At 48.0% G+C, this 14,052-nt stretch carries 7 protein-coding genes; 3 read left to right on the top strand and 4 right to left on the bottom strand.

Translation table 11 applies throughout. The features are described from left to right. Positions 1-863: 863 nt before the first annotated feature. The 4 genes from FAM09_RS28235 to FAM09_RS28220 all read right to left on the bottom strand — a co-directional run bounded on the left by FAM09_RS28235 (position 864) and on the right by FAM09_RS28220 (position 6,955). Positions 864-2,459 carry a T9SS type A sorting domain-containing protein gene (locus FAM09_RS28235; RefSeq protein ID WP_136580518.1) on the bottom strand — a complete coding sequence of 532 codons (1,596 nt, stop codon included), beginning with the start codon at positions 2,457-2,459 and terminating at the stop codon, positions 864-866. Between the two features lie 52 nt (positions 2,460-2,511). Then, positions 2,512-4,599, bottom strand: a complete 2,088-nt coding sequence (locus tag FAM09_RS28230) for a hypothetical protein (protein ID WP_136580517.1) — start codon at positions 4,597-4,599, stop codon at positions 2,512-2,514. Positions 4,600-4,631: 32 nt separating this feature from the next. Next, positions 4,632-6,287, bottom strand: coding sequence for a hypothetical protein (locus tag FAM09_RS28225; RefSeq protein ID WP_136580516.1), 1,656 nt, complete (start codon positions 6,285-6,287; stop codon positions 4,632-4,634). A 200-nt stretch (positions 6,288-6,487) separates the two neighbouring features. Beyond that, positions 6,488-6,955 carry a DUF1772 domain-containing protein gene (locus tag FAM09_RS28220; protein ID WP_136580515.1) on the bottom strand — a complete coding sequence of 156 codons (468 nt, stop codon included), beginning with the start codon at positions 6,953-6,955 and terminating at the stop codon, positions 6,488-6,490. A 567-nt stretch (positions 6,956-7,522) separates the two neighbouring features. On the opposite strand from FAM09_RS28220, the gene FAM09_RS28215 reads away from it, so the two are divergent. From FAM09_RS28215 to FAM09_RS28205, 3 genes are all read left to right on the top strand, one after another. Next, positions 7,523-7,711 (top strand): hypothetical protein, encoded by a 189-nt coding sequence (locus tag FAM09_RS28215; RefSeq protein WP_136580514.1) that lies wholly within the window; start codon positions 7,523-7,525, stop codon positions 7,709-7,711. A gap of 218 nt (positions 7,712-7,929) precedes the next feature. Continuing rightward, the gene (locus FAM09_RS28210) at positions 7,930-10,824 is read left to right on the top strand and encodes an N-acetylmuramoyl-L-alanine amidase (protein ID WP_166437293.1); all 2,895 of its coding nucleotides are present in this window, start codon (positions 7,930-7,932) and stop codon (positions 10,822-10,824) included. Between the two features lie 169 nt (positions 10,825-10,993). After that, on the top strand, positions 10,994-13,951 hold the full coding sequence (locus tag FAM09_RS28205) for a carboxypeptidase regulatory-like domain-containing protein (RefSeq protein ID WP_166437292.1): 2,958 nt from the start codon (positions 10,994-10,996) through the stop codon (positions 13,949-13,951). Positions 13,952-14,052: the final 101 nt, after the last annotated feature.

Raw genomic sequence — 14,052 nt, 5'->3', positions numbered from 1 at the left:
TTTTCGAGTCGATAACCTTACCTCCGATTTCCATCGGAGTGCTGTTGCTTCCAAACTTTCAAAGATCTTTAAATGCGATTTATTTTGTTTTCTTTACCTCTTTCCCTCTCTCACTCATCGTATTATCCGTTGTCGTTTCTTTACATCACCTCTTTCTTTTTCCTCTCTCTTTCTCTTCCTCTTTTCTCTTTCGCTCACCCCGTTTTCGTTTGGGGTTGCAAAGGTAAGAGTTTCTTTCATTTCACCAAATCTTTTTTCGAATTTTTAAGAGCTGATTTTCAGTGATTCGCTTCGTTATTCTTATCTGCTTTTTCTTCTTTTTCACTGCCCTTTCGTAAGGGGGTGCAAAGGTAAGAGTTTCTATCACTTCACCAAATCTTTTCGAATTTTTTAAGAACTTTTTTCAGTGAGTCACTTTCTTATCCGTTCGCCTTTGTCACTTTTTCACTGCCCGTTTTCGATTGGGGGTGCAAAGGTAGCCGGATTTTATTCTCCACCAAATCTTTTTCATTCTTTTTCAAACTTTTATTCGAAAAGGGGCCTCGCTGTTATGTAGGGTAATGGCCTGGGTATTGTCTGAGATTGCCTGGGTACTGCCTGGGTATTGCCTTGCAACCATGTGTTCCTGTAGAATTCCTGTATTGTTCGCGTAGTATACGTAGGCCATCCGGCTACCACTCCGCTACCATTTTGCACCTATTATGTTATGCTACAATCTGCTTGCAGCTTACGGCTTGCAGCTTACGGCTTACAGCTTACGGCTTACAGCTTACGGCTTACGGCTTACAGCTTACGGCTTACAGCTTACGGCTTACGGCTTACAGCTTGCAGCTTGAAGCTTGAAGCTTGCAGCTTACAGCTGCCTAATCCCCCGTAACCACCAGCTTCTTCGTCTCCAGCACCTGGCCGCTGTGCGAAATAAAGCCTACCAGGTAATTTCCGGGCAAGTAAAGATGCATAGGTATAATGCGGCGTTCGTTAACCAGTTCGCGGTGGATCATTTGTCCGGTTACATTCCAGATCACTACGTACTTAACAGCAGCCGATCCGTTGATGCCCACATAGAAATGCCTGGCCGTTGGGTTGGGCCACAACAACAACTGGAATCCGCCGGGCTTGCCGCCAACCGCAACTATGTTAGAGTAAGATACGGCGCCACTGTAATCAACCAGTCGCAACCGGTAATAGCTGATGCCTGAATAATTGTTGGCATCGTCCATGGCGTAATTCAGGTAAGTATTACTATAGCCATTAACGGCTTGTGAGGGTAAAGAATCGCGGTTGCTAAAGTTGGCTTCATTGCTCAACCTGCGTTGCACTACAAAATATTTGATATTGACTTCCGGTTTGGTTGTCCAGTATACGTTCACTTTGCTGTAGTTCATACGATAAGCATTGAGCCATACACGGGTGTATTGTAATGCCGTATCGCCTTTGCCCGACAACTTGGTGAAGTAAGAAGACGTTCCAATGGTACTATTCAATGTGCGGGTGTTAACACCGCTGTTGACCAGCGCGGCGCCTGAAGTGAGGTTTCCGGTAACAGGGAATACCTGCGGATACGAGGTGTCCCACCCTGCCCTGGTATATTGTGAAATATAGGAATACCGCCTGTTTGTGCCGAAAACACTTCCTTCATCAGCAGTCAGGTGTTGTAAAGCGATCTCGGTTTCACCGGTATTGGGATGGTGCCGTTTTCCGAGCTCCCAGGTTTTGTTCACCCCTTCCTCTTTCAGATCGTCACCGGTAAACAGGTCTTTTTTAACGCCATCAGATACCCGTGCATGATAGTCATCGCCCTGTGCAGATTTATTTCTAATTGCCAAAGGCGTAAAGGCGTTTACACCGGTACCGATCGGGAAGATCACCCAGTTGTCGCGGCTGCGAATATTTTCACGCACGAGCAACCCGGTGCCTGTACTACCAGTTACAATATACCGGATTGAATCGTACCCGGTAATGGTTCCCGAATTTCCATCCCCTATCACCAATGTATTATCCTGCAGATGCAAAAGCCCGGCAGTAAAATGTAAACTGTGCCGCACTTTGGTAGTGCTTCCGGTCAATTCAACACCGGCTGCATTTTGAATGTCGAGATGCGCAAACGCAGCGCCGGTGCGGGTAACGGCGTTATACCCACCATCGATCTGTTGCCGGCCGCTGTTGGAATTAAAACGAATAAGGCCCCCGGCGCCGGATGCATCTTCTCCCTTATTGCCTTCATCGGTGATCAACGCATCGGGATCGTTTTGCCATTTCTTTCCTTTGAAATTCACCACGGCTTTTTTGTCAATGCCCAGCTTTCCCTGATTTGTAACATTGGAGAAAATAGTGGCGGTGTCGCCAGCGAAGTAGATCTTTCCTTTTTTAGGCACATAGAAACCCGATTGCTGTGACCTGGCGGCTTCAAACCCGGTCAGCAACAGGAGCAAAAGAACGATATGACGATGGGTGGTCAAGTTTTTTAGTTACTTCTACTTTCAAAATTCAACATTCTTTATTCAATATTCATTACTGTATCCGGTACCAGTTTGTTCCATCACTCTGAATGGTGATGCTGCTGTTTGCCGGCACACTGGTGGTACCCACATTTAAGAAGTTCCTGTAAGAACTGATCGTTCTTCCGGCTATGGTATGATTCACGATCACATAAATTCTGCGGGCGCAGGCAGATGCCGCCGGCAAGGTAATAGTTGGTGTACCGCCGGTGATGATCACCGAATAATTGGTTTCATCTAATGTAAGATTGGCGCTGGTAGTTACAATACCCAGGCCGGCCGAACCATTTACGTCAAGCTTTGAAGCAGGTGCATTGGTAGCGATACCGAGGTTGCCGGTGCCATCCAGACACATTTTTTCATTGCCGGTACCAGATGCATTCGGGTAATAATTTTCTACAAAGGCAAGACGCCCCTGCGCGCCGGTAACCGTGTTCCTGTCGCGATATACTATGCCATACGACGACAACCCAACCTGCTCAAATGACACGCCGATATCACCGGCGCCGCTTCGGGCCAGGTGCATTTTTACGTTGCCTACAGCGCCTGTTGAACTGTTGAGCAAATCAAATGCTACCACAGGGCTTGACGTACCAATGCCTATAAGGCCGGCATCATCTATGCGCATTCTTTCATTGGTTGTACTGCTTCCGCCGGTAAAGAACAATAAATCTTTACCAGAGGTACTGTTACCAATAACAAAATCATTACCGGTGCTGTACAGGTACGCATTATTGGCGCCACCTAAAACACCGGTACTGCTGTAGCCGCTTGAATTAATACCCAGGTTCACAAAATTCACACTTTCGGTTCCATTATTGGCAGTAGCAACAATGTCGGAACTGGCTGCAGTACCGCTGCTCTGATTTTGTATATTCAACTGCAGATAACTATTGATACTGCCTTTGGCATTAACCAGATTGTAAGAGGTAGTAGTGCCTGCATTCACCAGCAATTTTTCCGGATAGGTAGCATCGAACGTAGACGTACCAATACCTACATTACCGGTATTGGTTATACGCATGCGCTCCGTATTATTGGTGATAAATGGGAGATGATAATTGGTAATGGTGCCCAGGTTCTTTACAGACGCTACACTGTTCCCGTCCTGTGACCAGGATCCACTGGCAGCCGAAGGGGCCACCCAGGCAGGCGCTGAGCCTGCACCACCGGAAGTAAGCACATAACCGGCCGTACCGGCGCTGCCGCCGGGCATTAAAGCCCCGCTGAACCGCAGGTTACCGGTTACATCCAGCACTTCGGCAGGGTTCGTATTGCCGATGCCTACTTTACCGGCACTGGTAATGCGCATTCTTTCATTGGAACCGCTGATACCGCCGGTAAACAGGATAAGGCTTTTTGAAGAAGCCGTATTGCCGATCATAAAATCCTGGCCGGCACTGTACAGGTATCCGTTATTAGGTCCGCTCAATATATTATTGGCGCTGTTATATCCCCCACCGTTGATCCCGAGGTTCACATAGTTCGTGGTTTCTGTACCGTTATTGGCCGTGGCTACAATATCGGTACTGGCCTGCCCTTGCGATGAATTATTCTGGATGTTGAATTGCAGGTAGCCATTACGCGTGCCTTTTGCATACAACAGGTTGTACGAGTCGGTAGTGCCTGCATCTATCAACAACTTTTCCGGAGCCGTAGCGTCAAAGTCGGAGGTGCCGATAGCCAGGTTACCGTCGCTGGTCAACCGCATTTTTTCGGTATTATTTGTAATGAAAGGCAGATCGTAATTATCAGTGGTTCCCAAACTTTTTTCTGCACTTACGGCATTGCCGTTCAATGCCCAGCCGGAGCTACCGGATGTAGTGGAAGCCAGTGATTGCCAGTAACCATTCGCGCGCAGCAGCAGCCGTTTGGTTGGCGTAAAATAAACCACCATACCATCTGGCGGATTCAATGCATTGATCAACGCCGTATCTGCGATGCGGGTAAACAGTAATCCCTGGTTGGCAGATTGCAATTCCAACACGGCAGATTTCTCAACCGTCCAGGGATTGTTTCCCAATCGTAACTGCTGCGACAAGCCTGCTTTGGAGAACAATACCAATATGAGTATTGTTACCAGCCCTCTGTTGATACGCATATACCTGCTTTAAACAGTATGGTTACGGGTTGTTATTTCTTGATCACGTACCAGTTGGTACCGTCGGTTTGAAGCGTTACGTACGTCCAGTCGTTATAGATAACATATGAACTGCCGCCATCAATAGTGCCTGATGCAGGTGAAATGGTCAGCTCTTTATCTATGCCACCGGTGCCTATCTTTTTAATTGTATAGATGCGGCCGGCAAAACTGGCGGGTGATGGTAATGTAATAGTAAATGCTGTTGTAGTGGTATTAGCCAGAATGGTATTGTCGCCTGCAGTTACCGTGTAATTAGCGGTTACCGATTTAATGGCCAGTGACAATGAGCCTGCCACCTGTACGGTTGAGTTGGCATTTCCGGTAGTGCCTGCCAATAAGGTTTTGGCTGCCGTTACCGTATCCTGGAAGGTTTTGTTGCCACCAAAGGTTTGAGCGGCAGCAGTTACCACACCACGTGCTGTAGTGCTGGCATTAGGTACGTTCAAAAAGAGGCTGTCGCTTCCATTGGTTGAAACCGTAAGATCTGTTCCTGAATTTCTGAAAGCAAATACCTGTGCCGTATCGGTATTGCCATTAATACGTTGTATGGCATTCCCAAATGCCGCATCACTTACCTGTCTTTTCTCCACCACGCCATTGGTAATTACCAGTACAGAGTCGGCGCTGGTGTTATCAGCCACACTGTTGAGGGTAAGCGTTGAGCCTACGGTTACACTATCGCGGAAAGTTTTGTTACCACCGAAGGTTTGCGTGCCGGCGGTTACAATACCAGGGTTCGTTGCATTGGCAGGGTGCAGGATGATCTGGCGCGAAGTACTGTCAGTTACAATAGAAGCGCCTTTTACATTGGCCGAAGAAGCCACTGCTCCTATGGTTATGGTTTGAATACCACTTTGAATTTTCGTCCAGTCGTCATACGTTAAAAACCCGTATGGTTTGGCAGAACCGGAATCGCCATTCTGTACAGGCAGGTAGATGGCGATGGTACTGTCTGAAGTACGGTCCTCTACTTCTACCTCATTTTTTGTTGTACTGGTTTCGGCGGTTATTGAAAGGGTTTGCTTTTGGATGCCATTGATAGATTTAATAGCGTTGGTAAATGCGCTCGACGACATGCTCCTTTTGTACACAGAACCATTGCCCGCTAATACCAGCACATCTACTTCGGTTGAACCGCTTGCAAGGTTTTCGAACTTTACGGTACCGTCTACATTCAAAGTAGCGGATGGCGTGGTAGTTCCTATACCCACGTTTCCATTGGAGCCGATGATCATGCGGGCCGTATTATCGGTCCTGATAGTAAAAGGCTGACCATCGATGGTACCAATAAAACTGGTGGCGGAGTCAGTACCGCTGTTACCGGTCAACGACCAGTTAGCGGTGGCATCTTCCATGCTGGCGAGTTTTTTCCAGGCGCCATTGCTGCGGATGCGCAAACTATTATCTGCAGTGAGATAAATGATCATGCCATTGGGCGGGGTAAGGGAATTGATTGCTGTAGTATCGCTTAAACGCGGTAACAACAAACCCTGGCGGGTACTTTCCAATTCGAGGATAGAACTTTTTTGGATACTGGTGGGGTTATCACCAATCTTAAGCTGGGCTTTCGCCAGCATACCTGTACCCATGATGGCAATGAGTAAAAGTAGTCCTTTTCGGTTAGTCAGGATATTAAGCAATTTCATTGTGATGGATTTTTACCTAAATAAATATGACATTATTGAGCACCAAACTTCGTAATGAAATTGTAATTGAAGCGTACAACTGACAAGTGTATTCCGCGAATTATAAGTACCATATTAAAACCGTAGGTAAATATGCTTATCGGGTAGCTGTTATCTATAGCAGTTCAACCTTATGCGCTATATTAAGTGTCTAAAAAACATCAGCTATACCTTTTAATGGCAGCCATCAGGAAACAGATCATGCCCGCCAGGGCAAGAAAGGTGCGGTTGGTATGATAGAATTGCCAGCGGTCGCGAACGGCCTGCCAGTCGGAAGGGATGAAAGTTGGGGTCCAGGTCTTTATCTGGTTATCGATCGGCAGCAGAATAAACAAGGTTATTACCAATGCCACTACAAATAATATAAGGGAAGATAACAGCCAGTAGGTATGGGCTTTCTTTCTTTTTCCGGCCATCAGCAACAAGAGCACCAGGCCCAGGATCCCCAGCGGCATCATTATGCTCATGCCAACGGCTACGTTCTGCATGATCGCTTTACCGATGACAACAAATGTTTCAGCCGGAAATGTATACATGGTTCTACTCAACGAAAACCAGGTGCCCCAAAAAACGCCTGTTACCAACACCAACAGTGTACCGGTAATGAGCAGTAATATTTTTCGTAGCATAGTATGAATTAACCAGGTAAAAAAACAAAACCTATTCCCCGGGTCAACAAGTAGTTATACGTTCAATGTTGCATGCTATTAAAGATAAGTATTTTATTAACCTATAACCATAATTGGATTTACCCAAACACCACAGGGTCTTTGTGTAAAAATGAATAATGTTGAAAACTAAAACACCCTTTGGGGGCTTTTTGCGAAAGGCTGGTTTGATGTTTGTTTAGTACCGGCTGTTTCTGTTTTTTCGTTCATAAGTAGGATGTATTAATGAATGGCGTGGAATTACTGTGATGCGTTTTTGTGCGGGTGTGGTTTTCGCACAATACTGGCAAAGTGGAAAGAAAACCGTTGTGCAGGGGAACACAGAAATGGAATTCACATTCGTACAATACTGATATAAGAAGCACTAATATAGAATCAATTATACAACTACATGTACTCAACAACGTTACCAGAACGATATGCGCACGGGGGATATTCATATAATTTTCATGATCCCCTTATTGCCAGTTCAAAAATTTACCTTAATTATGTAAGACATAATATTTTAAAATCCTTATCTGCCTTATCATGAAAAAGATCTGTACACCCTTCGCTTTGCCATATTGGACCATTGCCAGGCGAAACGCCTGCATGGTCGTTGTCCCGCTGCATACACCCAAAAGCAACATAGTTAACAGCGTTGCCAATTTCTCTTTCACCAGTATCATACCGGACATTGCAGCAGTGCCTTTGGAACTGGCATGCGTAGTACCATAACAAGGTGTGTATATACGTGACCCCATTTACACCGGGTACCCTGACTGCGGCTTCAGGCCGCCATCCGTACCTATTCCCTACACTATAGTATAGCCTCATTTACAGTACGTCAGTGAACCCTGTTTACTGAACCGTAAACCTTTTTACCTGCCGGAAAGCTGATCTCTGCAGGTAACGGGCAATCATTTGCTTATTCGCAACCATTAAAAATAAACATGATGAGTAAACGACGACTACTTTCTGGATTGTTTCTTATCCTGGTGCTAAGTGTACAAGCCACTGCGCAACAGGTTGAAAATTTCAGCGGCTATTTTGCCGAAGCATACCGCTTGTATCCAAATCTTCCAAAGGGTTTGCTGGAAGCTGCGGCTTATTCAGCTTCCCACATGCAAAACCTGTCTGCAGACGCCAAAGCAGACGGCGATGAAGAACCCATGCCTCAACCTTATGGCATTTTTGGACTTGTAGAAGATGGCAGAGGTTATTTCAAAAATAATCTAACAGCAGTTTGCAGGCTTAGCGGCATTACCCCTGAGCAATTCAAAAAAGATGTACGCCTGCAGGTACTGGCAGTGGCGAAATTCCTCAGCCATGAAGCTGGCGTACAAAAACTGCCCGCTAACACTACATTGGAAAACTTCTCTAAAGTACTGGAGAAACTGTCGAATATTCCCGATGATGGCAGCGCAATCAATAAATATGCGCATTCATTGTACACTTATGACATTTACGATCATTTGCGCAAAGGCTTTACAACGCCGCAATTTAAACAAATGCCACGCGGCGTACAATTAGACAGGATCTATGCGCCACAAACGCTGCGTACGTTGAGCGCGCCCGGTGTACAGCTCGATTACAGGCACGACATCATTAAAAGCAACGGCATCGTTTTACCAGTCAGCAATACAGCACCGGCCAATAACAGCAATGCCAGAACGGAGAGCACCAATGATGAGATGGCCGTACAAAGCGCCGACTATCCTCCTGCCTTGTGGGACCAGGCCAACACCGCCAATTGGGGCGTAGGCCGTGGAGGCAATGCGATCACGAATGTAGCTGTACATACAGTTCAGGGATCTTACTCGAGTTGTATATCATGGTTTAATAACCCGGCTGCAAAGGTGTCGGCGCACTATGTAGTGCGTTCATCAGACGGACAGATCACGCAAATGGTGCTGGAAAAAGACCGGGCCTGGCATGTAGCCGACCAGAATTACTATACAATAGGTATCGAGCACGAAGGCTTCGTAAATGACGCATCCTGGTATACCAACGCTATGTACAATAGCTCGGCAGCCCTGGTACGTGATATTTGCAGGGACAACAACATCGACCCTACCAAATGCTATCGGGGGGCTTCTACTTCAGGTTATAATCCGTTGCCTATAACCGTGCGTATTAAAGGCCATACTAATTATCCTCAAACCAGTAACGATAAGCATACCGACCCAGGTATCAACTGGAACTGGCCGAAATACTACGATCTCATCAATCCGGCTGCCTATGTCACTACCATTACGTTTGCGGTGAAAGATATGAACTCCGGTCTGGCTGTTGCCAGCGCATCGGTTAAAGTAACCAAACCTGATGGCACTACTGCCACCGTAACAACCGATGCCAATGGCAAACTCACTTATGGCATGAACGCCGGCAAGTATACTTTTGCTTTTACCAAAAGCGGTTATACTGCCTTAAGCACCTTCTTTACGGGTAGCGCAACCAATGCGAAGATCACCGCTAACATCAACCTCGATCCTGCCAGTTCGGCCAGAATAGCTGCCGGCTCTCCATTGGTGCAACCTTCTGCCAACAGCATGACCTTAACCGGTTATGTACGTGATGCCGATCAAAACACTCCGCTGGCCGGTGCACAGGTAAATGCCGGTACATATACTGCTACTACCAACGCACAGGGCTTCTTCACTCTTACAGTACCTGCCGAAGCAGTAACGCAAGGCAAAGCACCTGCTACTATTTCTGTTCAATCGGGCAAAGCAGGATATATCAGCAACAGCATTAAAAACCTGTATGCCATTCCTGATACATATGAAATGCAGATCGCTTTAACATCGGCTGCGTCTCCCCGTGCCCTGGCTTTTTCTGCCGGCCAGGACCAGGTTATCCGCCGCCATGGTTTGTTTGATAAAACAGTCGCTGAACAATTGGAATTTATTGCACCACAAAAATCATCTAATGTAACTGCCAGAGAAGAAGGTGAAGCAGTAACAGCCGCCGCGTTGGCTGTACCGGCCGTCGTTCGGGTGTCTACCAACTGCGCCTGTGCTGCTACCTGCGCTGAGCCGGTTGTTGAAGTAATGAGCCTGGAATCATATGTTCAAACGGGTGTGGATGACGAATGGGTGAGCAGTTGGAATGCCGCTTCACTGCAGGCAGGTACCGTTGCCTACCGTTCACGCGGCGCCTGGTTTGTACAACACCCTGCCGCTACCAATTATGATATTTCATCAGCAGCCTGCCACCAGACCTGGCAAACCGATCGCGCAACCAGTGTAAAGAATGCAGCGATCGCCACTGCCGGTATCGTGTTGATCAAGAACGGCGCTATTTACAAAGCAGAGTACTGCGCTGAATCGAACAACTCCGGTTGTGGCGATGGGTTCAGTGGTACCAGCACCGATTATCCCTGTATTGCAGATTCCCGTTGCGCCGGCAGAACTAAGAGTGGACATGGCCGCGGTATGTGCCAATGGGGTTCCAGCTTCTGGGGTACCGATCAAACCTATACCTGGATCCTGGACCACTACTACAATCCGGATGGCGTTGCCATTCAAACGTCTGCCGCCGCTGCTACCAGCAGCACCAGCGATAGCCGCAAGGCAGAAGCAGATGGCACCCTGAAGATCGCACCGAACCCGGTTACCGGAAGCGCTATCACCATCGAATATACGCTGGCTGATGTTAGTCAACCTGCCAGCATTGTTATCACCGACAACTTTGGACAAATAGCGCAACAACGCAATGTGGTATTGCAACAAGGTCTTAACCGCCTTACGGTTAATACCAGCGGTTTAAAAGCCGGCGTATATAACGTAACTGTTCGCCCAGGCACTACCGGCAAGGCGACCAGCAGAAAGTTATTAATAGTGAAATAGCGAGTAGTAAGTGGCGAGTAGCGAGTGGGATTTTTAAATCTTCAGTAGTAAATAGCCAGTGGGGCTTTTAAAAGTTTATTTCTTGTAATTCCTACTAGCTATTTACTACTCGCCACTCGCTTAATTTAAAACAACCAAACAGTCAATTAAACCATATACTATGATCAGCATGCGACGATTCCTTCTGGCTGCACTCGGGATACTGTTGTTTTCGCAATTATCTGCGCAACAGTCAACCGGCGGCCCTACCAACATCACGTTCATTGTAAAGGACCAGTATACCGGGTTTGCCGTACCCGGTGCTGTTGTACAGGTAAAAGCGCCCAATGGCAGCACCAGCCAGGTAACAGCGGCCAACGGTAAAGTAGTATTTACAGCCGTGAACGGGAAGTATGACTTCTCCATTGCGGCCAACGGCTACAAACCATTAGCCACTTACTTTTCATCGGGCGAGGTAACCAACATAGAAGCCCGCATTAACCTGGAGCCGGCCAATGAAAACGTGCAACTGCAGCAGCTAGCCCAGTTACGGGTAAGTGCCAATCAAACTACCATCAGCGGGTATGTAAGAGATGAAGAAAAAAACACCCCGCTGGGGGGTGTGCTCGTAAGCACCGGCTCAAACTCTGCAGTAACAGACAGCAAGGGTTATTTCATACTGGTGGTGCCCGCTCCTTCGGCGGCCATTACACCTACGGCTGCACCTGCTAAAACAACGATCACTTTTACGAAGAGCGGGTATGCGCCTTTTACTGTTCAGCGCTATTCCATGCCCGACTCGTATATGATGAAGGTGGCCCTTACGCCCATCGGTTCAGCCCGGATGCAACAGAACGGGCAGCCTGCCATGATAACAGAAAAGGAGGTGCATGGGTTGTACGACAGAACTGCGACAGATGAGCAACAGCGTTATGCAGGACCATCAAATCCCCAGGCAAGAATTGAGGGAGCCCTGGCAGCTACCGTGCCATCGAGCATTCGCGTGGGTTATAGTTGTAACTGTACAAACTGCAGCTACGTTGAAGTAATGAGCCTGGAAGAATATGTACAATCAGGCCTCGATGATGAGTGGATCTCCGGTTGGGCATCCGCTTCCTTACAAGCCGGTGCTGTGGCCTACCGTACCTATGGCGCCTGGTATGTATTGCACCCGGTTAAAAGTAATTACGATATCGCCGCCACTACCTGTAACCAGGCATGGGAAGCCGATAGATTTACCAGAACTATAGATGCCGCCAAAGCTACAGCCGGTATTGTGCTGATAAAGAACGGCGCTATACCCAGAGCGGAATATTCTGCAGAAAATAACAACTCCGGCTGTGGCAATGGATACAGCGGTACTGGTACTTCCAATGGCTGGCCCTGCATTTCCGATGCCCGCTGCGCAGGTTATACACCGGCCGGGCATGGCCGTGGAATGTGTCAATGGGGTTCAAGCCGTTGGGCCAGCGACAAAACCTATACCTGGATCCTGAACCATTATTATAGCCCGGGTAACTACACTATTCAACTGCCACCTGCACCGGCCCTTACCATTCTGTCGTTCTCGGTGAAAAACCAAAGCACCGGCGTGGCCATTGCGAGCGCAGCAGTATCCATTACAAAGCCCAATGGTACTACTGCCACTGCTACTACCGATGCCAATGGTAAACTGGTATATGGACTTGATGCTGGTAAGTACACCTTTAAATTTTCAAAGAGCGGGTATACTGCACTTACCACCTTCTTTACCGGCGGGCCCGATGACAGCGTGTATGCCGACATCAACCTGGATGTTCCCGGTACTGCAAGGATCGCTACCAACACATCTCCCCTGCTTGCTTCTACCGGCAATAATATGGTGCTTACCGGTTATGTACGCGATGCAGATATCAATAGTCCATTAGCAGGCGCGCAAATAAAATCAGGCAACTACACGGCTACAACAGATGCCCGTGGTTTCTTCTCTTTAACCATTCCTGCAGAAACCGTAGCCCCCGGTAAAACACCAGCAACTGTTTCAATACAATCTGCCAAAGCAGGTTATATCACCAACAGCATTCAGCATTTCTACGCTATCCCCGATACCTATGAAATGCAGATTGCCCTTACGGCTGCAGGGTCTGCCCGTTCGCTGACAGCAACCACCAGCGAAGAACTGGTAGTACGCCGTCACGGGTTGTTCGATAAAACCCTGGCTGAACAACTGGAATTTGCCGGCAATCCGGTTCCTTCCACTTCCCGCCAGGAATCATTAACAACGACCACCGCGGTGTTGGCTGTTCCTGCAACCATTCGTGTAGCCACCAGTTGCGCTTGTGCAACTTGCGCCAGTCCACGGGTACAGGTAATGAGCCTGGAATCGTATGTGCAAACCGGTGTGGATGACGAATGGGTGAGCAGTTGGAATGCCGCTTCACTGCAGGCAGGTACCGTTGCCTACCGTTCACGCGGCGCCTGGTTTGTGCAGAATCCGGCCGACGACAACTATGATCTATCGGCTGCGGCCTGTCACCAGACCTGGCAAACCGATCGCGCTGCTTCTGTGAAGAATGCGGCTATTGCTACCGCCGGCATTGTGCTGATCAAGAACGGCGCTATTTACAAAGCAGAGTACTGCGCTGAATCGAACAACTCCGGTTGTGGCGATGGGTTCAGTGGTACCAGCACCGATTATCCCTGTATTGCAGATTCCCGTTGCGCCGGCAGAACTAAGAGTGGACATGGCCGCGGTATGTGCCAATGGGGTTCCAGCTTCTGGGGTACCGATCAAACCTATACCTGGATCCTGGACCACTACTACAATCCGGATGGCGTTGCCATTCAAACGTCTGCCGCCGCTGCTACCAGCAGCACCAGCGATAGCCGCAAGGCAGAAGCAGATGGCACCCTGAAGATCGCACCGAACCCGGTTACCGGAAGCGCTATCACCATCGAATATACGCTGGCTGATGTTAGTCAACCTGCCAGCATTGTTATCACCGACAACTTTGGACAAATAGCGCAACAACGCAATGTGGTATTGCAACAAGGTCTTAACCGCCTTACGGTTAATACCAGCGGTTTAAAAGCCGGCGTATATAACGTAACTGTTCGCCCAGGCACTACCGGCAAGGCGACCAGCAGAAAGTTATTAATAGTGAAATAGTGAGTGGTGAGTGGTTCATCAAATTTTTGCATCCCGCCAACCTATAAGCCCCCAAATTATTGGCAGGGTTGGCGGGTTAATATTCCAAATACAATTTCTAA

It is taken from the genome of Niastella caeni (assembly GCF_004834005.1).
GTDB lineage: Bacteria > Bacteroidota > Bacteroidia > Chitinophagales > Chitinophagaceae > Niastella > Niastella caeni.
Note: the sequence above shows the minus strand (reverse complement) of the source record. Positions and strands in the feature narration are given on the sequence as shown.